This window comes from Shewanella holmiensis, from assembly GCF_025370255.1.
GTDB lineage: Bacteria > Pseudomonadota > Gammaproteobacteria > Enterobacterales > Shewanellaceae > Shewanella > Shewanella holmiensis.
Genome location: NZ_JAMTCD010000018.1, coordinates 43,180 through 67,486, shown reverse-complemented (window position 1 = coordinate 67,486; position 24,307 = coordinate 43,180). Strand labels below are relative to the sequence as shown.

Genomic DNA, 24,307 nt, shown 5'->3' with positions numbered 1-24,307 from the left:
TTTACTCACTATAAAATAAAAGGGTGTTCCACGTGGAACACCCTTTTTTATATAAACCATAAGCGTTACTTTTTATAGCAGAAACAATCTTTTGTGTGATCGTTAACCATGCCTACAGCTTGCATAAAAGCATAACAAATTGTCGGACCGACAAAATTAAAACCAAGCTTTTTAAGTGCCTTCGACATGGCCTCTGACTCAGGAGTTTGTGCAGGCAAATCCGCTGCTGTTTGAAAATGATTAATCTGCGGTTGACCATTAACGAACTCCCAGAGAAATGATGAAAAATCATTACCCTGCTCTACAAATGCTAAATAAGCTTTGGCATTACGTATAATAGAATTAATCTTCAATCTATTACGAACAATACCAGGCTCAAGCATGAGTGCCTCAACTTTCGCCTCGTCATAGGTAGCGATAATACTGGGGTCAAAGTTAGCAAATAAATCTTCATAATTATGCTGCTTTTTTAAAATGGTTATCCAAGACAAACCTGCTTGTTGACCATCTAAACATAACTTAGCAAACAACTCTTGCGAGTCATAAACCGGTCGGCCCCAAACCTCGTCATGATATCGTTGGTATATAGGATCATCACTTACCCAGCCGCATCGGATAACTTGCATGTATCGCGTCCATTAACAAAAATTGTCATACGTTAAAAAATAACCTACATCTACCTAGTTCTACAAGGTATAATCAATTCCATTTTCTATTAATAGCCTGACAGTAGTAGACATGACGACGAAACACGACGTAAAGACATTTCAGGGTTTCATCCTAACCCTACAAGAATACTGGGCGCAGCAAGGTTGCGCGATTGTTCAACCACTCGATATGGAAGTGGGCGCGGGAACATTTCATCCGCAAACATTTTTACGCTCTTTAGGCCCAGAGCCAATGAGCAGCGCCTATGTTCAACCATCACGCCGCCCAACTGATGGCCGTTATGGTGACAACCCTAATCGCTTACAACACTACTATCAATTCCAAGTAGTATTGAAGCCGTCTCCAGACAATATCCAAGAGTTATATCTAGGCTCATTAGAGGCACTAGGTATTGATACTCAAGTGCATGATATCCGTTTTGTTGAAGACAATTGGGAATCACCAACACTAGGTGCTTGGGGTCTTGGCTGGGAAATCTGGTTAAACGGTATGGAAGTGACTCAGTTTACCTACTTCCAGCAGGTTGGCGGATTAGAATGTAGCCCGGTTACGGGTGAAATCACCTACGGCCTTGAGCGCTTAGCAATGTACATTCAAGAAGTCGACAGTGTTTATGATCTCGTCTGGACAGATGGCCCTATGGGGCGAGTCACTTACGGTGACATTTTTCATCAAAATGAAGTTGAACAATCAACTTATAACTTTGAACATGCCAATGTTGAAGTGTTATTCAAACAATTTGATGACTGTGAAAAAGCCTGTCAGCATTTATTAGGTTTAGACAAACCACTACCTCTCCCTGCCTACGAGCAAGTCATGAAAGCATCGCATGCTTTTAACTTACTTGATGCACGCCACGCTATTTCAGTGACCGAGCGCCAGCGTTATATTTTACGCGTTCGTACCATGGCTAAAGGTGTAGCAGAATCTTATTATAAAGCACGTGAAGCGCTAGGCTTCCCTATGTGTAAGTAGAGGTAACCGATGAATTTTGAAAACTTACTCATTGAGATTGGTACAGAAGAACTGCCACCAAAAGCATTACGTAATTTAGCTGAATCATTTTTAGCTAACTTTAGCGATGAGCTAGCAAAAGCCGATTTACCTTTTAGCGCATCAACATGGTATGCAGCACCTCGTCGTTTAGCGATTAGCTTTACTGAGCTGGCATTATCTCAAGCTGACAAAGTGGTTGAAAAGCGTGGTCCTGCGGTTACTTCTGCATTTGATGCTGAAGGTAACCCAACTAAAGCCGCTATAGGCTGGGCACGTGGTAATGGTATTACGGTTGAGCAAGCCGAACGCTTAGTCACCGACAAAGGTGAATGGTTAGTGCATAACGCTAAAGTTGTCGGTGTTGCCACCAGCAGCTTAATTGCTGATATGACGCAGCGCGCATTAGACAAATTACCCATCCCAAAACCGATGCGCTGGGGCAGTAGCAAAACTCAATTTATTCGTCCAGTGCATACCGTAACTATGTTGTTAGGTAGTGAGGCCATTGACGGTGAAGTGCTTGGCATAAAATCAGCCCGCACTATCCGTGGCCACCGTTTTATGGGACAAGCCAGTTTCGAACTTGATCATGCTGATAACTATATCAGCATGCTTAAAGAACAAGGCAAAGTGATTGCTGATTACCACGAACGTAAAGCTCTTATTAAAGCCGATGCAGAAAAAGCGGCGAGTACTATTGGTGGCGTGGCTGATTTAGAAGATAGCTTACTTGAAGAGGTCACTTCTTTAGTTGAATGGCCGGTTGTATTAACGGCGCACTTCGAAGAGAAGTTTTTAGACGTACCAGCAGAAGCCTTGGTTTACACCATGAAAGGCGATCAAAAATACTTCCCAGTATTTGACGCTGCAGGCAAGCTAATGCCTAACTTCATCTTTGTGTCTAATATTGTATCTAAAGATCCACAGCAGATTATTTCGGGTAACGAAAAAGTGGTTCGTCCACGTTTAGCCGATGCTGAGTTTTTCTTTAACACCGATAAAAAACACACGCTTGAGTATCGTCTAGCCAGTTTAGAAACTGTTGTGTTCCAAAAGCAATTAGGTACGTTAAAGCAACGTGTTGAACGCATTTCTGCAATGGCAGGCTTTATCGCTGCGCAATTAAATGCAAATGAAACTGATGCGAGCCGTGCCGGATTATTGTCTAAAGCAGACTTAATGACCAACATGGTGATGGAGTTTACCGATACCCAAGGCACCATGGGCATGCACTATGCGCGTCTTGACGGTGAAACCGAAGCGGTTGCCATTGCTATTGAACAGCAGTATAAGCCTAAGTTTTCAGGCGATACCGTACCAACAGATGCAATATCTTGTGCCGTTGCCTTAGCTGAAAAATTTGACACCCTTGTGGGTATTTTTGGTATTGGCCAAGCCCCTAAAGGGGCTGCAGATCCTTTTGCTTTGCGTCGTGCCGCTATTGGTATTCTGCGAATCATCGTCGAAAACAACTTGCCACTTGATTTAGTTGATTTAATTGCTAAAGCGCAAGCATTGCATGGTGAAACCCTAAGTAATAACAGCACTGCTGATGATGTACTTGAGTTCTTTATGGCACGCTTCCGCAGCTGGTATCAAGATCAAGGTATTGAAGTCGATGTTATCTTAGCAGTGTTAGCTCGCCGCCCAACACGTCCTGCTGATTTTGATAGCCGAGTTAAAGCGGTATCTCACTTCCGCAGTTTAGAAGCTTCTACCGCGCTAGCAGCTGCAAATAAACGTGTATCAAACATCTTAGCTAAAGTTGAAGGCACATTGCCTGACACGATTAACTCAAGCTTACTTGTGGAAGCTGCAGAAAAAGCCTTGGCAGATAAGTTAACTCAGCTTCAACCTGAGTTAGCACCATTATTTGCCAGCGCAAATTACCAGCAAGCACTGACATTGTTAGCTGATTTACGTGAAAGCGTTGATCAGTTCTTTGAGGATGTAATGGTGATGGCTGATGATGACGCCCTAAAACAAAACCGCATAGCCTTACTTAATAGTTTACGAGAACAATTCCTGCACGTAGCAGATATTTCGGTATTGCAGTCTTAACCACTCGCTCATCAATAAAAAAGCGCCTTAGGCGCTTTTTTTATGTCGGTTAAATGGTGGCGCTTGTTATGTAATAAATACCAATAAAATTAAAACTCAATGAGCTTTTGATGTAACGAATCGAATGCTTCACGAGAAATATCAACTTGTCCGAGCAACTTAATCAACATCTGTTCCGACAATTTATTAGCCTGTAATAACATTGAACATTCACTAATCACATTGGCACGCCAAACCGCTTTTGCCGCGCCAGAATGAGGCGCAATATTCACATTGGCGAGTAACGATAAGTCATCAGCAAACGTCTCAGGGATCTGCCAATATTTAGCCAATAAAGCACTTAAGGTGAGCGATTTAGACGTCATTAACTGACTAAAAAGCACCGAGTTTGGTTGCTCCCCTGGTTCGGCCTGATAAAACGCATCAATTAACATTTTAAAAATGGCTATCTTACCCACATCATGCAAAAGCCCTAATAAAAAAGCACTGTCGCTATCTTGTTCAACTAACTCACCTGACAAAAATGCTACCTGCATTGAATGTCGCCAAATCTCGGCGCCAAATCGACGAAAGTAAATGGGCTTAATATCGATCATTTCACGGGTAAGACAAACAGTAACAAGTCGCCTTAGCTGTGCTCGCCCCAACTGTACCAAAGCTTGCTGAAGATTACTCACTTGTTTATCTGAACGCCTAAACAGCGGTGAATTACACAGCTTCAGTATTTCGATGCTTAATAACGGGTCTTGCTCAATTAGTTTAAGCACATCTTTAATATCAACATTTTCGTCAGCTAGTTTATTATCTAACTCAATTATCTTACTTGGCAGCTTCAGTACATTTTCAGCAATTTCTTTAGGCGAACTTAATGCTGTTTCAATTTGCCCCATAACTTGGCGCTCAAGATTATTAGCAATGCCATCTTGTTGCTGTTGTTGTGGAAATAGCAAAGTATAAAATAGCGCTGACACATCAATAGAGGATAATTGCTCAGCATCGTTGGGCCCATTAACACGAGGTGACGTATTCGGTTGAACCGACTTTTTTTGTATAGCAGCCTGCTTTTTTTCAGCACTAGACACGCCAGTAAACTTGGCTTGTTCTTGAGGATCACGAACATTAAACAACTTTTTAAATAATTTTATGACCACAATATAAGCCTACAAAGTAAATCTATTAACCCAAATATAACCATAGCATCCTGTAATAAAAATGGGTGCTAAATAGCACCCATTTATGATATTAACGTCAATATTACACGTCTAGGTTAGCCACGTTTAACGCGTTGGTTTCGATAAACTCACGGCGCGGTTCAACTTGATCACCCATTAAACAAGTAAAGAGTTGGTCTGCAGCAACAGCATCCTCAATCGTCACGCGTAACATACGACGAGACTCAGGATCCATGGTGGTTTCCCATAATTGCTCAGGGTTCATCTCACCCAATCCTTTATAACGCTGGATATATAAGCCACGTTTCGCTTCACTTACGGTCCAATCTAACGCTTCTAAGAAAGTATCAACTTCTTTTAAACGTTCACCACGTTGTACATAACCACCCTCTTCAATCATACCGTCTAGTGCCGCACCTAACTTAGCAATACGCTGATAGTCAGTAGAAGTGAAGAAGTCATAACCAAATAAATAGTTAGTATCAATACCGTGCTTACGGATAGTGATGTTTGGGGTATACACTTTACGCTCAGGATCTAAAATCACTTCTGATGAATAGATCACACCGCTGTTTTCTAGATCGACAAGATCTGCGATAAACGCGTTACACCAGGTATTCATCGCACCTTCATCAGCAAGCGTAGCTAATGTAATTTCTGGATGGTAAAGCATGCGGTTAGTTATATTGGTTGGGAAACGTTTTTCTAAACGACTGACAATTTTCTCAACATCACGATACTGACTCACTAAACGCTCTAACGGCTCACCACTCATTCCAGGTGCACCTTGGCTTGGGTAGACATGTGTACCATCTAGCGCTTGAGTTGTTAAGTATTCAGTTAGTGCTAACTCATCTTTTAAATACTGTTCCTGTTTGCCCTTTTTCACTTTATATAACGGTGGCTGTGCAATATACACGTAACCACGTTCAATAAGCTCAGGCATTTGACGGAAGAAGAAGGTCAACAGCAAAGTACGAATGTGCGAGCCGTCGACGTCAGCATCGGTCATGATAACGATATTATGATAACGAGTTTTATCTGGATTGTATTCATCACGGCCAATACCACAACCTAATGCGGTAATTAGCGTCGCCACTTCTTGTGATGACAACATTTTATCAAAACGCGCTTTTTCTACGTTAAGAATTTTACCTTTAAGCGGAAGAATTGCTTGGTTTTTACGATTACGCCCCTGCTTGGCTGAGCCGCCAGCAGAGTCACCTTCCACTATGTATATTTCAGAAAGACCAGGGTCTTTCTCTTGGCAATCGGCAAGCTTACCTGGTAAACCACCTAAATCTAATGCGCCTTTACGGCGGGTCATTTCACGAGCTTTACGTGCGGCTTCACGTGCACGAGCTGCATCAACAATCTTACCCACAATCAATTTAGCATCAACAGGATTTTCTAATAGGTAGTCATTTAATTGCTCACCCATTGTTTGTTCAACTGCGCTTTTCACTTCGCTAGACACCAATTTATCTTTGGTTTGCGAGCTAAATTTAGGATCAGGCACTTTAACAGAAATAACCGCAGTTAAGCCTTCGCGAGCATCATCACCTGTTGCACTTGTTTTACCTTTTTTATTGAAGCCTTCGCGCTCCATATAGTTGTTCAAGTTACGGGTTAACGCACCACGGAAACCGGCTAAGTGGGTACCACCATCACGCTGAGGAATGTTATTGGTAAAACAGAAAATACTTTCTTGATAACCGTCATTCCACTGCATTGCAACTTCAACGGTAATACCGTCTTCACGCTCTTGAGAAAAATGGAATACATCTTTATTGATTGGGGTTTTATTGCGGTTCAAGTAATTTACGAATGCACTGATACCGCCTTCATATTTGAAGAACTCATCTTTATTGTCGCGTTCATCAACAAGGCGAATGCCTACTCCTGAGTTTAAGAAAGATAGCTCACGAACACGCTTAGCTAAAATATCAAAGTGAAACTCAACATCGGTGAAGGTTAGGCTACTTGGCCAAAAACGGATTTCTGTACCGGTTTTAACGGCATCGCCAATTTCTTTGATAGGTTCGTCAGGTACACCATGAGTATAAAACTGCTCATAAACCTTACCAGCACGACGAATGGTTAACTGTAATTTTTCTGATAATGCGTTTACAACCGATACACCCACACCGTGTAAGCCGCCAGATACTTTATAAGAGTTATCATCAAACTTACCACCAGCATGCAGTACAGTCATAATAACTTCTGCAGCAGAGACGCCTTCTTCTTCATGAATAGAAACCGGAATACCGCGGCCGTCATCTTTTACTGAAACAGAACCATCTGAATGAATGGTGATAGTGATATCACTACAATGGCCGGCTAACGCTTCATCGATAGAGTTATCGACGACTTCGAATACCATGTGGTGAAGGCCTGTACCGTCATCGGTATCACCAATATACATACCAGGGCGCTTACGTACTGCATCAAGGCCTTTTAAAACCTTAATACTCGAAGAATCGTAACTATTCTCTGACATATTTCTCTCTCGTTGTTATTCAATAACCGTTACTTGCCCATGTTCCACATGAAACATCCTGTCGGGAGGGCTTGTTAACGAATCGACTATTGCTGAAGGCTCGATAGCGGTGACAAAAATTTGTGCGCCGGTTTCTGTTAATTGTTTCAACAATAGTTGCCTATGCTGTGCATCCAACTCTGACGGTAAATCGTCTACCAAATAAATACTGTTTTTATTTAGCTGTTGTTTGAGCAACTTTCCCTGTGCAATACGCAGTGCACAGACTAATAATTTTAATTGCCCCCGGGATAACGCGTCCTGCGCAGGTAAAGTACCTACCCTTAACCGTAAATCCGCTTTATGCGGGCCGCTTAAGGTATGTCCGGTGGCTAAATCTCTAGGATATTGGTTTTCAAGTAACTGCGAAAAGTCCGTTTTACTATCCCATCCTCGGGTAAAAGAAACATTGATATTAACCTGAGGTAAAAACTCACTTATTATACTCTTTAGTAGCGCATTTAACGAGTCTACATAGTGATTTCGTATATCAGTGACCTGTTCAGCATACCGCACCAATTCCTTATCCCAAAACTGTATTTGCGAATAGCTTGCTTGATTTCTAAGGAGTTGATTTCTTTGCTTTAAAATGCGCCGAGTATTGACCCAAGCTTGATAAAATTGTGGGTCAGAATGAAATGCGCCCCAATCAATAAATTGTCGCCTGGCTTTAGGACCTTCAAACAATAATGAAAAGCTTTCGGGGGTGATGACCTGTATAGGTAAGGTTTCAGCTAATACCGAAAGTTTTTTGACTTTGTCACCATTTATTTTAACTTCAATCTCACCACTGCGATGGCGTCGTAAACCAATTTTGGTTTGTGATTCATCATCTTCAAGTTGAGCAAATAACATTAAATTATCAGCATCGGTATTAATTACGCGTTGCGACAAATGACTGCGAAATGAACGCCCCATTCCCAAAAAGAAAATCGCTTCTAAAATACTGGTTTTGCCACTGCCATTTTGACCATAAATCAAGTTCAATCCACTGCCAGTACTAAGGTTAGCAGACAAAATATTACGAAATGAACTAATGGTTAAACGGCTAAGACTCATGCAGACCTGTAGATAAATAAATGGCTAGAATAAAAGACAAAACAAGGTGCCTTAAGCACCTTGTTAATGATATGAGTTAGACTACCACAATGCGCTTAAAGACGCATAGGCATCACAACATACATAGAGTCTTCTTCTAAATGATTTTCAATTAACGCACTTGAATTACCGTCTATTAAAGTAATACGTACTTCATCACTGGCGAGGTTATTTAAGACATCCAACAAATAACTCACGTTGAAACCAATTTCTAAATTATCTGAGTCGTAATCAACATCAATAATTTCTTCAGCTTCTTCTTGTTCTGGGTTATTTGCGGTAATTTTTAATAAACCCGGTTCAAGCTGAATTCGCACTCCACGGAATTTTTCGTTCGAAAGGATCGAGGCTCGAGTTAAAGCCTGTTTCAATTGGTTACGGCTAGCAATAACAATTTTATTGCCACCTTTTGGTAATACACGGCGATAATCAGGAAAACGTCCATCAACTAACTTACTGGTGAACACGGCATTGGCTGTCACAGCACGAATGGCATTATCACCTATGCTGATAGTGATATCTTGATCTTCACTGTCTAATAGGCGCGACATTTCAACCACACCTTTACGCGGTACAATTACCTGTTTTTCAGGCAATGTTTGTTCAACCTTACGATGACTTAATGCTAGACGGTGACCATCTGTAGCAATCGAGCGTAAAACATTACCCTCAGTTTCAAATAGCAAGCCATTCAGGTAGTAACGCACATCTTGGTTGGCCATCGAAAATTGAGTGGAATCGATGATCGATTTCAATACGCCCTGCTTTAAGCTAAATTCAATATCAGCTTGAAACGCTTCAACATTCGGATAATCTTCAGCAGGCAAAGTTGCCAATGAAAAACGGCTACGACCAGAAAGCAGTAACCATTTATTATCCTGTTGTTCGATATGCAGTTCAGAAGAATCCGGCAATGACTTTACGATATCTAATAGTTTTTTAGCAGGAACGGTAGTCCGCCCGGTGATAACGTCACCATGAATAGCAGCTTGACCAACAAGTTCCACTTCTAAATCTGTACCTGTTAGCTTAAGTGAGTCTTCACTAACTTCTACAAGTAAATTGGCAAGAATGGGTAAGTTGTGCCTACGTTCCACGGCACCACAAACCAATTGCAATGGCTTTAGCAGTGCATCCCTATCAATTGAAAATTTCATTGTGTCAGTATTCCCTGAATTAAGAAGAGAGCGTTCTAATTAAGTTAGCATAATCTTCTTTAATATCATGACTTTCTTCACGCAACTGCGCAATCTTACGACAGGCATGAAGCACAGTTGTATGGTCACGACCACCAAATGCATCACCAATTTCAGGTAAGCTTTGGTTGGTTAGTTCTTTAGATAACGCCATCGCCACTTGTCTAGGTCTTGCCACACTGCGCGAGCGACGTTTAGACAGCATATCTGCCATTTTTATTTTGTAATATTCAGCAACGGTTTTCTGAATATTGTCTATAGTGACTAATTTTTCTTGAAGTGCCAAGAGATCACGTAAGGCTTCTCGAACAAAATCAATGGTAATTGGTCTACCAGTAAAGTTAGCATTGGCAATAACGCGGTTTAACGCGCCTTCTAATTCACGCACGTTCGAGCGCAAACGCTTAGCAATAAAGAATGCCACTTCATCAGGAAGGTTAATGCCGCTTTCTTGCGCTTTACGCATCAAAATAGCCACACGGGTTTCTAATTCTGGTGGCTCAATCGCCACTGTTAATCCCCAACCGAAACGTGATTTTAAGCGATCTTCCACGCCGTCGATCTCTTTTGGATAACGGTCTGAGGTTAAGATGATCTGATGATTACCTTCTAATAATGCATTAAAGGTATGGAAAAATTCTTCTTGAGAGCGATCTTTATTGGCAAAAAACTGAATATCATCGATAAACAATGCGTCAACACTACGGTAATAGCGTTTAAATTCTTCGATAGCATTGTTTTGCAGCGCTTTAACCATATCCTGAACAAAACGCTCAGAATGCATATAAACCACTTTTGCATTGGGATTATTTTTAATAATGCCATTACCCACTGCATGTAAAAGGTGGGTTTTACCTAAACCGGTCCCACCGTATAAAAACAACGGATTATAAGCGCCACCAGGGTTTTCAGAAACTTGCAACGCCGCAGCTTTACCTAACTGGTTTGATTTACCTTCTACAAAGTTATCAAACTGATACGTTGGGTTGATATTACTACGATGATTAGCATTTGCTATCGGTTCAGCCTGGGTATTAAAGCTAGTCCCCACACGAGCCTTAGTCTGTTGACCACTGGGTTTAGCATAAACAGGTGCAGACACAACAGGTGTTTGACGGGCAGAAGGACGACTACCAATATCAAAACGCAACTTAGGTGCATTACTGCCCATTTGCTCAGTAAAGAATTGATTAATGATATTGATGTATTTATCACGTACCCAATCCAATACAAATCGGTTTGGAGCGTAAAGGACTAACGTATCACCATCCATTTCAGCTTGTAACGGACGGATCCACATACTGAACTGCTGAGCCGATAATTCGTCTTGCAGTCTACCGATACATTGTTGCCAAAGTGAAACCGCCACTTATATCTTCCCCAAAATAGCTTAACAAAAGGAGATGTATTCTATAGCGAGATCACAAGGATCGCTATCGTTAATCTAATATTTATCCCCAACGCGATCATTGTATGTGGATATCTTCGATCATTAAAGATCAAACTCGATCTAATTTCTGTAAAAATGATGCAAATCCCGCTTTATTAACCGATCCGGATTGATCTATAATGCGCGACCTTTGATCTGTTTTCATTGTTTTAAAACCACTAGATATTGTGTTGGTACACAGAGTTATCCACACTCTATGGTGCTTTTTAGCTAAATTCAGCAAAGAAATATTGGCAGAAATTTATCATATAACCATTTTGGCTGTTGACGCTGAGGGTTAAAGTGATTACAATTCGGCCTCTTTTTTACCCTTACCTCTAATGTTGGAGCTAAGGCAAATTCACTAACAAAGACGGATTGCCATCATGAGTAAACGTACTTTTCAACCTAGCAACCTGAAGCGCAAGCGTTCTCACGGCTTCCGCGCTCGTATGGCCACTGCAGGCGGCCGTAAGGTGCTTGCACGTCGTCGTGCGAAAGGTCGCGCTCGTTTATCTGCTTAATAAGTAGATAACTAGGTGACTAGCTATACCTTTACGCGGGAGTTAAGACTCTTAACTCCCGCGCAATTTAAATCTGTATTCTCCAATCCAATCAAAGCATCCTCTGCTGAAATAACCCTGCTCGCCGTTCCGAATTCAGAGCAACATCCTCGTATTGGTTTAACTGTTGCAAAACGTTTTGTTAAACGTGCTAATCAACGCAACCGAATCAAACGTGTGATAAGGGACAGTTTTCGTTTACATCAACACGACATTCCCAACATAGATATCGTGGTATTAGTCAGAAATGGCGTGATGGAAATGGAAAATGCAGAACTACACAAATTAATAGAAAAGCTATGGCGCAAACTCAGTCGCCGCTACAATGGCTAGCAACCACGTTAATTCGTGGCTATCAACTCATTATTAGCCCTATGATTGGACCGCGTTGTCGATTCAATCCAACATGTTCACATTATGCTATTGATGCAATAAAAATACATGGAACGGCAAAAGGTAGTTGGTTTGCAATCAAACGCATATTAAAATGTCACCCTTTACATCCCGGCGGAAGTGATCCCGTCCCACCCAAAAATGACAGGTGTAATAAATAGGCTATGGAATCTCAACGCAATATATTGCTAATCGGTCTGCTGTTTGTCAGCTTTTTAATGTGGCAACAATGGCAAACAGATAAAGCACCACAACCGGTTGCTACTCAAACCTCATCAGTTGCCGCTTCAACGAATGCGCAACTATCTGATGTACCTGATGCTGATGCTGATGCTTCTCTTCCTGAAGCTGTAACCGCATCAAAAGAACTCATTACTGTTACCACAGACCAATTAGTATTAAAAATCGATCCTGTCGGTGGTGATATTGTTTACTCTGCATTGGTTGGACATAAAGTCAAAATCGATGAAGAAGAATCATTTGTGCTGCTTGAGCAAACAAATGATATTTATTATATCGCCCAAAGTGGTTTAATCGGTCGCAACGGTATCGATAGCAGTGCTAAAGGTCGTGCGCATTATTCAAGCCAATCACAGCAATATACTCTAGCAGATGGCCAAGACACTGTTGAAGTACCATTATCATTTGTTGCTGACAATGGTGTGACATATAACAAGGTGTTTATCCTTCATCGCGGTAAGTTCAATGTTGATGTTGATTATCGCATTAACAATACATCAGCAGAATCACTGCAAGTACAAATGTATGGCCAAATCAAGCATAGTATTAAAGAAAGCGAAAGCAGCATGATGATGCCAACATACCGTGGTGCAGCGTTTTCAACCGCTGATACTCGTTATGAAAAGTACAGCTTTGAAGATATGGCTGACAAAAACCTAGACAAGAAAACATTAGGTGGTTGGGCAGCAATGCTACAGCACTACTTTGTTTCAGCTTGGGTGCCGCCAGCGAATGATCAAAACACCATTTTCTCTAGTTTAAGTGCTGGTGGTTTAGCTAATATCGGTTTCCGTGGTGCTATTTATGATATAGCTCCGGGTGCTGAACAAACGCTTTCTGCTCAATTTTATGTAGGTCCTAAAGATCAAGAAGCCTTAACCGCTATCTCTGAGTCACTAAACTTAGTAGTTGATTACGGTTTTCTTTGGTGGTTAGCCATCCCTATTCACTGGTTATTGATGTTCTATCAATCCTTTGTGGGTAACTGGGGTGTGGCGATTATTCTAATTACCCTAACAGTACGTGGACTGCTGTACCCGCTAACTAAAGCGCAGTACACCTCTATGGCTAAAATGCGTAACTTGCAGCCTAAATTAGCTGACATGAAAGAGCGTTTTGGTGATGACCGTCAGAAAATGGGTCAAGCCATGATGGAACTGTACAAGAAAGAGAAAGTGAACCCTATGGGTGGCTGCTTACCTATCTTGTTACAAATGCCTATCTTCATCGCATTATACTGGGTATTACTAGAAAGCTATGAATTGCGTCATGCGCCATTCATGCTATGGATTAACGACTTATCAGTGCAAGATCCATACTACGTATTACCATTATTGATGGGTGTGTCTATGTGGTTAATGCAGAAAATGCAACCAATGGCACCAACCATGGACCCAATGCAAGTGAAAATGATGCAGTGGATGCCGGTTATCTTTACCGTGTTCTTCCTATGGTTCCCTGCAGGTCTAGTACTTTACTGGTTAGTCGGTAACTTAGTTGCTATTACCCAGCAGAAGATTATTTATGCCGGACTTGAGAAAAAAGGCTTAAAATAAGCCAAGCTCAATAAACAACTCATTGTGTAGTTACATTAAAAGGCGGCTTAATTGGCCGCCTTTTCAATTAATGATTTAGCAGGAAATAACCGTGACAACAGATACTATTGTGGCACAAGCTACCGCACCCGGTCGTGGAGGAGTAGGCATCATTCGTGTATCAGGTGATTTAGCCAGTAATGTGGCGATGGCCATTATTGGTCATGTACCGAAAACCCGATATGCCGAATATTGTGATTTTAATAGTAGCGACGGTCAGGTTATCGACCAGGGTATTGCACTATTTTTCAAAGGCCCAAATTCGTTTACCGGCGAAGATGTACTCGAACTACAAGGCCATGGTGGCCAAATAGTGCTTGATATGCTGATCAAACGTGTGATGGAAGTAGACGGTATTCGTATTGCTAAACCAGGCGAGTTCAGTGAGCAGGCCTTTTTAAATGACAAACTTGATCTGACTCAAGCAGAAGCTATTGCCGACTTAATTGATGCCACCAGTGAACAGGCTGCCAAAAGTGCATTGCAATCACTCCAAGGTGAGTTTTCAAAAGAAGTGCATGAATTAGTCGACCAAGTAACTAACCTGCGTTTGTATGTTGAAGCCGCAATTGATTTTCCGGATGAAGAAGTCGACTTTTTATCGGACGGTAAAATAGCCAATGCCCTGTATAACATCATAGATAAGTTAACCCATGTTCAGGCCAGCGCCAAACAAGGCTCAATTATTCGTGAAGGCATGAAAGTGGTTATCGCAGGCCGCCCTAACGCAGGTAAATCGAGTTTATTAAATGCCTTAGCAGGTAAAGAATCTGCCATCGTTACCGAAATAGCCGGGACAACCCGTGATGTATTACGAGAGCATATCCACCTAGATGGAATGCCGTTACATATTATTGATACAGCCGGATTGCGCGACACGACAGATACCGTAGAACAAATAGGCATTGAACGCGCTTGGGCTGAAATAGCCACCGCTGACAGAGTGTTATTTATGGTGGATGGCACCACAACCGACGCCGTAAACCCGCATGATATTTGGCCCGATTTTATCGACCGTTTACCACCAAAACTCGGTATTACGGTTATCCGCAATAAAGCAGACTTGACCGGCGAGCCGTTAACCATGTCAGAAGAAAAAGGTTATGATGTTTACCGTATATCAGCCAAAACAGGCCTAGGTGTTGAAGAGTTAAAACAGCATTTAAAGTCACTAATGGGCTACCAAAGTAACCTTGAAGGTGGCTTTATTGCCCGTCGCCGTCATTTAGAAGCCTTAGACCTAGCTGAAAGCCACTTAATGTTGGGTAAAGAGCAATTAGAAGTATATTTAGCCGGTGAGTTATTGGCTGAAGAGCTACGCATGTGCCAAATGGCGTTATCTGAAATTACCGGTAAATTCACCTCTGATGATCTACTGGGTAAAATTTTTAGCTCATTTTGTATCGGGAAATAGCGACTTTATGCAACTTGCTAATACCGCAATTGTTCTCGATTTTGAAACAACAGGCTTATCACCCGATATGGGAGACCGTGCAATAGAAATTGGTGCGGTAAAAATCGTTGATGGTGAAATTGTTGACAGCTTTCAAGCATTAATGAACCCAGGTCGTCGAGTAAATAGCTTTATTGAAAGCTATACAGGCATTAGTAATGCGATGTTGGCAGAGGCTGAATCTTGCGAAATTGTTATGCAACGCTTTGCTGATTTTTGCCAAGGTTTTAACTTGGTCGCCCATAACACCAGCTTCGATAAGAAGTTTTTAGATGCCGAGTTTAAGCGAATCAATCATTCGTATAGTGGTCATTTTGCCTGTTCATTATTACTGTCGCGTCGTATTAACCAAGATGCCCCCAATCATAAATTAGGCACCTTAGTTGAATATCATCAGCTGCCTAATGATGGCGTGTTTCACCGAGCATTAGCCGATGCGACGATGACAGCGCATTTATGGAATCATCAATTGGCACTGTTGCAACAACAATTGCCCAATAAGGCAATCACTTTTGAATTGATTAATCAAATATCAAAGCGCTCTAAAGCTCAAGTAAGCCGTTACTTACTATCTTTATAACGGCAAACTTATCACAGTTAAAATAACCCACTAAAAGGTTCGTTAAGGCAATTCAGCAGCGAGCTTATCTACCAGTAACCTCACTTTGGGCGATAGATGCCGATTGTGAGGATACAAAGCCCAAATCCCCTCTTGCTGCGGTTTATACGATTCTAAAATAACTGAAAGCTTGCCCTCTTTTATAGCATCAGCCACGTAGTAACCTGGCAGTTGTACAATCCCTAAACCTTTAATGGCGGCATTAAGTAAACTAATGCCACTACTGCACTGTAAATTGCCCTGCACTTTAATACTTCTAGCTTGACCCTGTTCATTAAAATGCCAGTGCGGCTGCGAGCCAACCAAACAATTGTGTTGAGCTAACTCTGATAATGAATAAGGCGCACCGAAACGATTTATGTATTCTGGGGCAGCGCAAACAAACTGCTCACGACTGGTTAAGCGCTTTGCCATCATGCTCGAATCTGTTAAGCGACCTAATCTAATCGCTAAATCAAAACCCCCTTCCACTAAATCTAACTGCCGATTAGTTAACTCACAAATCACTTCAACATCTGAGTACTGTTGCATATAGTCGGTCACTATGGGCATAACAAATGACTCACCATAGGTAACTGGTGCGGTTAGCTTAATTTGCCCTTGGGGTTTATTTTGTAAACTACTAATAGCCCTTTCAGCCTCTTCAAGGCCATCTATCACTTGTCTGCAATGGCGATAAAATATTTGCCCTTCTTCAGTTAGTGATACTTTACGGGTGGTGCGATAAAACAATTTTGTGCTTAATCTGTTTTCAATATGACTAATTTGGCGACTGACTTGTGCGGTCGAAATAGCTAAACGTTTACCTGCTGCAGTAAAGCTGTCAGTTTCAGCTACCGCGACAAATTCATAAACCCCTTCCCATGGCAACATTATTACTATCTCGTAAAAGTAAATTACATCTATAGGCTATTATCAACTGATATAAAATAAATACAATAGATCTATCATCTACAGAATCCCATCTAAACTGAGTTGCTCCTCTTTTAATGGTTCACGTAAAAGGACAAACACAATGTCAGCACAATTTATCAAATCTAAGGCAGCAATTGCTTGGGGACCAGGACAGCCATTATCGGTTGAAGAAGTCGACGTAATGTACCCAAAATCCGGTGAAGTCATGGTAAAAATTATCGCTTCGGGTGTTTGTCACACTGATGCATTTACCTTATCAGGCGATGATCCAGAAGGTGTTTTCCCTGCCATTTTAGGTCATGAAGGTGGCGGAATAGTCGAGATGGTCGGCGAAGGTGTCACCAGTGTTCAAGTCGGTGATCATGTTATTCCACTTTACACAGCTGAGTGTGGCAAATGTAAATTCTGTACTTCAGGTAAAACCAACTTGTGTAGTGCTGTTCGTGAAACCCAAGGCAAAGGCTTAATGCCCGATGGCACAACGCGTTTTTATAAAGATGGGCAGCCTATTTTCCATTATATGGGGTGTTCAACCTTCTCTGAATACACTGTATTACCGGAAATTTCATTAGCTAAAGTCAATAAAGAAGCACCACTTAAAGAAGTGTGTTTACTCGGTTGTGGGGTAACAACCGGTATGGGCGCGGTATTAAACACAGCTAAAGTCCAAAAAGGCGATACAGTGGCAATCTTCGGCCTAGGTGGTATTGGTTTATCAGCCATTATTGGTGCCACTATGGCGGGTGCATCACGTATTATTGGCATTGATTTAAACGAATCTAAATTTGAATTAGCCAAAAAACTGGGTGCGACAGATTGTATTAACCCAAAAAACTTTGATAAGCCTATTCAAGAAGTGATTGTTGAAATGACTGATGGCGGCGTAGACTTTTCATTCGAATGTATCGGTAATGTCAACGTCATGCGCAGTGCTTTAGAATGTTGTCATAAAGGTTGGGGCGAATCTATTATCATAGGCGTAGCAGGTGCAGGCCAAGAAATCTCCACCCGTCCATTCCAATTAGTGACAGGCCGAGTATGGAAAGGCAGTGCATTTGGTGGCGTAAAAGGCCGTAGCCAGTTACCAGGTATTGTTGAGCAATACTTAAATGGTGAATTTAAGCTTGATCATTTTATTACCCACACTATGGGTCTTGAAGGCATTAACGATGCTTTTGATCTGATGCACAGCGGCGAAAGTATCCGCAGTGTCATTCACTTTGATCAGTAAATCTTATTGCCGTATTCAATAAATATCATGCCCTTAACGTTAAGCTAAGGGCATTTTTATAAAAAGTGACCAATCAAATGACTTTAGAAAACACTAGTAGTAATAAAATGTTCGGCGGCTGGTTAAAACAATATAGCCATTATTCAGAAACGGTAAATTGCCCAATGCGTTTTGCTATTTACCTGCCACCACAAGCAGCATCACAAAAAGTACCTGTGCTATATTGGTTATCAGGCCTCACCTGCACCGACGAAAATGTGATGCAAAAATCAGGAATTCAACGAGTGGCGGCTGAGCTAGGAATAGCCATTGTCGCACCCGACACCAGTCCACGTGGGGATAATGTACCTGATGATGAAAACGGAGCTTATGACTTTGGTTTAGGTGCTGGGTTTTACCTTAATGCCACCCAAGCGCCCTTTAATACCCACTATCAAATGTACGATTATATAGTGAAAGAGCTGCCAATATTAATTGAACAACACTTTCCAGTATCTCAACAGCGCAGTGTTAGCGGTCACTCTATGGGCGGGCACGGCGCAATAACAATAGGCCTTAAAAACCCACAAGCATATCAATCTATTTCAGCATATAGCCCTATTTGTAACCCCATTAATTGCCCTTGGGGACAAAAAGCCTTTAACGGTTATTTAGGATCAGATCAAACAAGCTGGGCTCAGTACGATAGTAGTGAGCTAATGAAAAACGCGACAGTAAAAATACCTATGCTGGTGGATCAAGGCAGCGACGATAACTTTTTAGTTGAACAACTAAAACCAGAAAGCTTAATTGAAGCCGCTAAAGTACAGCAATACCCGCTGATATTGCGCATGCAGGAAGGATACGATCATAGTTACTTCTTTATCAGTAGTTTTATTGAAGATCATTTACGTTTTCACGCAAAACACTTAATAAAGTAATAAAAGCAGAATTGGGCAATAAGCGAAGTTGTATTATGACCGAACATAAAAATGGAGTACCTACTATATTCTCTGTAGGTACTCCATTTTTGTTATCTATTTTATTAAATTCAGTTTATTAGTTAATTTTAACTCGCTAATTTAGCGAAGTACTTCTTAGAAGCTTCTCGGACTTTAGGTGCTAATAAAATAGCTGACGTCATGGTTGGGATCGCCATTAAGGCATAGGCAGCATCTATGATATTAACGATTTCCTGTAAACTCGCGGTAGCAGCAAACAAAATGGCCGATAAATAAAAATATTGATAATATCGAATTTTACTGCGACCAAACAAAAATGCGAAACATTGCCCGCCATAAAAAGCCTGGGTAAAAATGGTGCTGATACTGAAAAATACCACGCACAGGATCAGTAAATAAGGGCCAACGCCCGGCATAGTGACACTGAATGCCTGAGCCGATAAATTAACCCCTTCCGCCTCAGTCCCCTGCCAAACACCTGATATCAAAATAATCATTGCCGTGGCGGTACACACCATTAAAGTGTCAATTGCAGGGCCAAGCATTGCCACTAAACCTTCTTTAACTGGTTCATTGGTTTTGGCACAACCATGGGCCATCACCTCAGTGCCTATACCCGCTTCATTTGAAAATGCAGCACGACGAATGCCAATTAACATGGTGCCTAAAATCCCACCACCAACCGAGTTTAGTGAAAATGCTTCAGTAAAAATAAGGGAAAAGTAACCAGGTATATCAGCTAAATTGGTCGCGATAACATAAAAAGCACAACTCATATAAATGAAGATCATCAATGGCACCACTTTTGATGCCACGGTAGCAATGCGTTTGATCCCACCTAAAATCACACTCGCGACAATCAGCATCACGATGATCCCTAACCCCAGATCCACAATAAACGTAGATTGATCTGCCGGAAAATAACCCGGCTTCACGATCAGCCATTCGCGAATAATCTGCACTAATTGATTTGAGTTAAATAAAGGAAAATTACCGACTAGGCCTACGACACAAAAGAATACTGCCAAAAAGTGCCATTTTTTAGATAATCCTTGGGTAATAATGTACATAGGCCCACCCTGTACATCACCATTTTCATCTTTTCCACGGTACATAATAGCTAAAGTACAGGTAAAAAACTTAGTAGCCATACCCACTATTGCACTAATCCACATCCAAAAAATAGCACCTGGACCACCCACCATTATCGCCACAGCCACACTGCCTATGTTGCCCATCCCCACGGTGCCAGCCATAGCACTCGATAATGCCCCAGCATGACTAATGTGACCTTCGGCACCATCATCAGGATATTTACCCCGCACAATATTAATCGCGTGACCAATATAACGAAAAGGCACAAAACGAGAGTAAATCAGGAAGAATATTCCGCCACCCACAAGTAGAATAAGCATATGTGGGCCCCAAGCCATATCGGCAAGTTGCTGAGTAAATTCAACTAAAGTCATAAATAATGTTACTAAATTGTAAGCGGATTAAACTAAAAGTACTGAGTCCTACCAAAAGGTGCAATGAAAAGTTAGTCCTGATAGGGCAAAATAATTCAATATCTTCAACATATTCGGAGTAAGAATGGCAAATATAGCGTTATTAGTAGGCACAACATTGGGGGGAACTGAGTATATCGCTGACGATCTTGCCGCCCAATTAGAGGCAAAAGGTCATCAAACAAGCGTAATGTTAGACCCTATTTTGACTGAACTAGCAGAATATCCGCTGTGGATCTTAGTCTGTTCGACCCATGGAGCAGGCGATTTACCCGATAATATTCAGCCTTTTTACAAACAATTGATGCTTGAAAATCCCGATCTCAGCCTGCATCAGTTCGCTTTATGTGCAATAGGTGATTCCAGTTATGATACATTCTGCCAAGGGCCTGAAAAATTAATATCCCTCTTTGAAGCTGCGGGAGCAAAGGCATTTGTGGATAAGATCCAAATTGATGTACAACGCGATCCCATTCCTGAAGAGCCCGCTTTATCATGGTTATCTGAATGGCAAGAGCAGATCATATAGATCAAGCCTAGAATAACTTTAGTGATAAAAGATCATTAACCCACACTTTAGATCCAGTTTATCCACAAAATGTCATTTTTATTTATAACGTTGTGGATAAGCTATTATTTTATGCGATCATAACTCTGTATTGTTCACCACCCGATCTAGATTAAGATCCCCCCTGTGGATAACCATGCGATCTACCCACATGTTATATCTGGTTTGATCGCGAACTGATCACAGGATTAGGATCGTATAACGCTATAATAATTAATGTAAATTAGCGTTACCCACAGATATTGACGATCCTAATAGTAAACATAATAAGAAGATCTATATAAAGATCTTAAGATCTTTTACTCAAGCCACTTTGGATCAAACAAGCAAAAATGATCTTTCATGATCAGCCCTGCAAATGCTAAAATGATCCGCTCAATTTGAACTCGGCTGATCCTCGACTCAAACTGAATAATCTTTTTACTCCATTTATTTTTTAATAAATAAAATTAGCTAACGTAGGTCCAAGATGCATTTTCATGAACGGTTTGATGTAATTGTTGTAGGTGGTGGTCATGCCGGAACTGAAGCGGCACTTGCTGCAGCAAGAATGGGATCTAAAACTTTATTGCTGACACACAATATCGATACTTTAGGACAAATGTCCTGTAATCCAGCCATTGGTGGGATCGGTAAAGGTCATTTAGTTAAAGAAATTGACGCCCTAGGCGGCTCAATGGCTATTGCAACTGACTACGCTGGCATTCAATTTAGAACATTAAATTCAAGCAAAGGCCCAGCGGTGCGAGCCACTCGCGCTCAAGCTGATCGCGCTTTATATCGACAAAAAATACAACAAATTCTTCAAAACCAAGTTAACTTACGTATATTTCAACAGGCAGTAGATGACTTAGTTGTTGAAAATAATAAAGTTATTGGTGTTGTTACCCAAATGGGATTAGCATTTGAGGCCCCAGCTGTAGTATTAACGACCGGAACATTTTTAAGCGGTAAAATTCACATTGGATTACAAAATTACAGCGGCGGTCGAGCTGGTGATCCACCGGCTATCGCATTAGCAAATCGCTTACGTGAATTACCAATACGTGTTGGCCGATTAAAAACAGGTACCCCGCCACGTATTGATGCTAATACCATCGATTTTGACCAAATGACAGAGCAAAAAGGCGATACACCATTGCCGGTAATGTCATTTTTGGGCGATGTCAGTCAACATCCAAAACAAATTTCCTGTTACATCACTCATACTAACGAAAAAACCCACGATATTATTCGTGGAGGTTTAGACAGAAGTCCGATGTATTCTGGTGTTATTGAAGGAATCGGTCCTAGATACTGTCCGTCAATTGAAGACAAAATCCATCGTTTTGCAGACAAATCCTCTCATCAAATATTTATTGAGCCAGAAGGATTAACAACCAACGAAATTTATCCAAACGGTATTTCGACCAGTTTACCGTTTGATGTTCAGTTGAATCTAGTTCGTTCGATCAAGGGTATGGAAAATGCCGAGATCGTTCGCCCAGGATATGCCATTGAATATGATTATTTTGATCCACGAGATCTTAAAAACTCATTAGAAACCAAAGCGATAAATGGGTTGTTTTTTGCAGGGCAAATCAATGGCACAACCGGTTATGAAGAAGCAGGTGCACAAGGATTACTTGCGGGAATGAACGCAAGCTTACAAGTGCAAGGTAAAGACAGCTGGTGTCCACGTCGTGATGAGGCTTATCTTGGTGTTTTAGTTGATGATTTATCAACTTTAGGTACCAAAGAACCGTACAGAATGTTCACTAGTCGTGCCGAATATCGTTTATTATTACGTGAAGACAATGCCGATTTACGTTTGACTGAAAAAGGTCGTGAACTGGGTTTGGTTGATGACGAACGTTGGGCTAAATTCTCTGAAAAACGTGAGTCGATCGAATTAGAACTACAACGATTACGCAGCCAATGGGTTCACCCAAATTCACCGTTGCTTGACGTATTAAATCCACATTTAAATACTCCAATATCACGGGAAGCTAAATTTGAAGATTTGCTGCGTCGTCCTGAAATGGATTATCCAAAATTAATGTCTTTAGCAGGTTTTGGCCCTGGATTAGAGGATCCACGTGCGGCTGAACAGGTGCAAATTCAAGTTAAATATTCTGGTTATATTCAACGTCAACAGGATGAAGTGGATAAAGCCATTCGTCATGAGAACTCATTACTACCTTTGGATCTCGATTACCAAGAAGTCCCAGGGTTATCAAATGAAGTGATCGCTAAGTTGAATAACCATAAACCTGATACCGTTGGCCAAGCGTCTCGCATTTCGGGTATTACACCTGCTGCGATCTCAATTTTGTTAGTCCATTTGAAAAAACGCGGTTTATTAAGAAAAACGGCATAAAATCAAACAAACTGATCAAACTCAATAATAAGGGGAGCCATAAGGCTTCCCTTAGTGCTTTTACGGCTTCATAATACCGAAGCTTATTGGTTTAAATTAAAGAGGCATTATCTGTGTTAGCTGCTCAACTTAGTGATTATTTAGCTGAAATGGAAATTTCAGCAACTGAATTACAGCAAAAACAACTTGTTGGCTTTGTTGAAATGCTTAACAAATGGAATAAAGCGTACAATTTAACCTCAGTTCGCTCACCTGAACAAATGTTAATCCGTCATGTGATGGACAGTTTGGTCGTATCACCTTATCTTGAAGGTCAGCGTTTTATTGATGTTGGCACGGGTCCTGGATTACCAGGTATTCCATTAGCTATTTTAAATCCTGATAAAGAATTTGTATTACTAGACAGTTTAGGTAAACGGATCCGTTTTCAAAAACAGGTGCAGTTTGAATTAAAAATTCATAACTTTACCTCGATAGAAAGTCGGGTTGAAGCTTATCAACCCGAACAAAAATTTGATGGTGTATTAAGTAGAGCATTCGCATCTATTGCTGACATGTTGAATTGGTGTCACCACTTACCTAAAGAAAATGGTTTATTTTATGCCTTAAAAGGTCAGTTAACTGCTGCTGAAATAGCCGCGATACCAGCAGAGTTTAAACTTGTTGATACCATCACCTTAGAAGTACCAAAGCTTGATGAACAGCGACATTTATTAAAATTGGTAAAAGTGTAATACTCACTAGCAGATATACGTATACCGG

Annotated in this window: 21 protein-coding genes; 13 read left to right on the top strand and 8 right to left on the bottom strand. The window is 41.1% G+C overall.

What is annotated here, in order from left to right:
* Nucleotides 1–65: 65 nt before the first annotated feature.
* Nucleotides 66–626 (bottom strand): DNA-3-methyladenine glycosylase I, encoded by a 561-nt coding sequence (locus NE535_RS13635; protein WP_261299171.1) that lies wholly within the window; start codon nt 624–626, stop codon nt 66–68.
* Nucleotides 627–738: 112 nt separating this feature from the next.
* On the opposite strand from NE535_RS13635, the gene glyQ reads away from it, so the two are divergent.
* Both glyQ and glyS read left to right on the top strand, forming a co-directional pair.
* Nucleotides 739–1,644 (top strand): glycine--tRNA ligase subunit alpha, encoded by a 906-nt coding sequence (glyQ, locus tag NE535_RS13630; protein ID WP_261299170.1) that lies wholly within the window; start codon nt 739–741, stop codon nt 1,642–1,644.
* Nucleotides 1,645–1,653: 9 nt separating this feature from the next.
* Nucleotides 1,654–3,726 (top strand): glycine--tRNA ligase subunit beta, encoded by a 2,073-nt coding sequence (gene glyS / locus NE535_RS13625; protein ID WP_261299169.1) that lies wholly within the window; start codon nt 1,654–1,656, stop codon nt 3,724–3,726.
* Nucleotides 3,727–3,815: 89 nt separating this feature from the next.
* On the opposite strand, the gene NE535_RS13620 is transcribed toward glyS, so the two are convergent.
* From NE535_RS13620 to dnaA, 5 genes are all read right to left on the bottom strand, one after another.
* Nucleotides 3,816–4,877: an HDOD domain-containing protein gene (locus NE535_RS13620; RefSeq protein ID WP_261299168.1), complete on the bottom strand. Its 1,062-nt coding sequence runs from the start codon at nt 4,875–4,877 to the stop codon at nt 3,816–3,818.
* Nucleotides 4,878–4,980: 103 nt separating this feature from the next.
* Nucleotides 4,981–7,398, bottom strand: a complete 2,418-nt coding sequence (gene gyrB / locus NE535_RS13615) for a DNA topoisomerase (ATP-hydrolyzing) subunit B (protein ID WP_261299167.1) — start codon at nt 7,396–7,398, stop codon at nt 4,981–4,983.
* Nucleotides 7,399–7,413: 15 nt separating this feature from the next.
* Nucleotides 7,414–8,496 (bottom strand): DNA replication/repair protein RecF, encoded by a 1,083-nt coding sequence (recF, locus tag NE535_RS13610; RefSeq protein ID WP_261299166.1) that lies wholly within the window; start codon nt 8,494–8,496, stop codon nt 7,414–7,416.
* A 95-nt stretch (nt 8,497–8,591) separates the two neighbouring features.
* Nucleotides 8,592–9,692: a DNA polymerase III subunit beta gene (gene dnaN / locus NE535_RS13605; protein WP_261299165.1), complete on the bottom strand. Its 1,101-nt coding sequence runs from the start codon at nt 9,690–9,692 to the stop codon at nt 8,592–8,594.
* Nucleotides 9,693–9,711: 19 nt separating this feature from the next.
* The gene (gene dnaA / locus NE535_RS13600; protein ID WP_188843244.1) at nt 9,712–11,100 is read right to left on the bottom strand and encodes a chromosomal replication initiator protein DnaA; all 1,389 of its coding nucleotides are present in this window, start codon (nt 11,098–11,100) and stop codon (nt 9,712–9,714) included.
* Nucleotides 11,101–11,546: 446 nt separating this feature from the next.
* Between dnaA and rpmH the strand changes: the two genes are divergently transcribed.
* From rpmH to NE535_RS13570, 6 genes are all read left to right on the top strand, one after another.
* Nucleotides 11,547–11,684 (top strand): 50S ribosomal protein L34, encoded by a 138-nt coding sequence (rpmH, locus tag NE535_RS13595; protein ID WP_011070423.1) that lies wholly within the window; start codon nt 11,547–11,549, stop codon nt 11,682–11,684.
* 15 nt (nt 11,685–11,699) lie between these two features.
* Entirely contained in the window at nt 11,700–12,056 is a 357-nt protein-coding gene (rnpA, locus tag NE535_RS13590) for a ribonuclease P protein component (RefSeq protein ID WP_188843242.1), read from the top strand.
* A complete protein-coding gene (yidD, locus tag NE535_RS13585) occupies nt 12,023–12,277 on the top strand; it encodes a membrane protein insertion efficiency factor YidD (protein WP_261299164.1) in 255 nt (84 codons plus the stop codon). Before rnpA ends, yidD begins: the two co-directional genes overlap by 34 nt.
* Before the next feature lie 3 nt (nt 12,278–12,280).
* Nucleotides 12,281–13,912 carry a membrane protein insertase YidC gene (gene yidC, locus NE535_RS13580; RefSeq protein WP_261299163.1) on the top strand — a complete coding sequence of 544 codons (1,632 nt, stop codon included), beginning with the start codon at nt 12,281–12,283 and terminating at the stop codon, nt 13,910–13,912.
* A 91-nt stretch (nt 13,913–14,003) separates the two neighbouring features.
* Nucleotides 14,004–15,365 carry a tRNA uridine-5-carboxymethylaminomethyl(34) synthesis GTPase MnmE gene (gene mnmE, locus NE535_RS13575; RefSeq protein WP_261299162.1) on the top strand — a complete coding sequence of 454 codons (1,362 nt, stop codon included), beginning with the start codon at nt 14,004–14,006 and terminating at the stop codon, nt 15,363–15,365.
* A gap of 7 nt (nt 15,366–15,372) precedes the next feature.
* Entirely contained in the window at nt 15,373–15,984 is a 612-nt protein-coding gene (locus NE535_RS13570; RefSeq protein WP_261299161.1) for a 3'-5' exonuclease, read from the top strand.
* Between the two features lie 42 nt (nt 15,985–16,026).
* On the opposite strand, the gene NE535_RS13565 is transcribed toward NE535_RS13570, so the two are convergent.
* A complete protein-coding gene (locus tag NE535_RS13565) occupies nt 16,027–16,896 on the bottom strand; it encodes a LysR substrate-binding domain-containing protein (RefSeq protein ID WP_261299160.1) in 870 nt (289 codons plus the stop codon).
* A 142-nt stretch (nt 16,897–17,038) separates the two neighbouring features.
* On the opposite strand from NE535_RS13565, the gene NE535_RS13560 reads away from it, so the two are divergent.
* Nucleotides 17,039–18,169, top strand: coding sequence for an S-(hydroxymethyl)glutathione dehydrogenase/class III alcohol dehydrogenase (locus tag NE535_RS13560; RefSeq protein WP_261299159.1), 1,131 nt, complete (start codon nt 17,039–17,041; stop codon nt 18,167–18,169).
* Between the two features lie 77 nt (nt 18,170–18,246).
* Entirely contained in the window at nt 18,247–19,089 is an 843-nt protein-coding gene (fghA, locus tag NE535_RS13555) for an S-formylglutathione hydrolase (protein WP_261299158.1), read from the top strand.
* 128 nt (nt 19,090–19,217) lie between these two features.
* Here fghA and NE535_RS13550 read toward each other — a convergent pair whose 3' ends face one another.
* Nucleotides 19,218–20,579 carry an alanine/glycine:cation symporter family protein gene (locus NE535_RS13550; RefSeq protein WP_261299157.1) on the bottom strand — a complete coding sequence of 454 codons (1,362 nt, stop codon included), beginning with the start codon at nt 20,577–20,579 and terminating at the stop codon, nt 19,218–19,220.
* 124 nt (nt 20,580–20,703) lie between these two features.
* Between NE535_RS13550 and mioC the strand changes: the two genes are divergently transcribed.
* The 3 genes from mioC (at nt 20,704) to rsmG (ending at nt 24,279) form a co-directional block, all read left to right on the top strand.
* Nucleotides 20,704–21,147 carry an FMN-binding protein MioC gene (gene mioC / locus NE535_RS13545; RefSeq protein WP_261299156.1) on the top strand — a complete coding sequence of 148 codons (444 nt, stop codon included), beginning with the start codon at nt 20,704–20,706 and terminating at the stop codon, nt 21,145–21,147.
* Nucleotides 21,148–21,655: 508 nt separating this feature from the next.
* Complete coding sequence (gene mnmG, locus NE535_RS13540; RefSeq protein WP_261299155.1) at nt 21,656–23,545, top strand: tRNA uridine-5-carboxymethylaminomethyl(34) synthesis enzyme MnmG; 1,890 nt, start codon at nt 21,656–21,658, stop codon at nt 23,543–23,545.
* A 113-nt stretch (nt 23,546–23,658) separates the two neighbouring features.
* A complete protein-coding gene (rsmG, locus tag NE535_RS13535; RefSeq protein WP_261299154.1) occupies nt 23,659–24,279 on the top strand; it encodes a 16S rRNA (guanine(527)-N(7))-methyltransferase RsmG in 621 nt (206 codons plus the stop codon).
* The last annotated feature ends 28 nt before the right edge of the window (nt 24,280–24,307 follow it).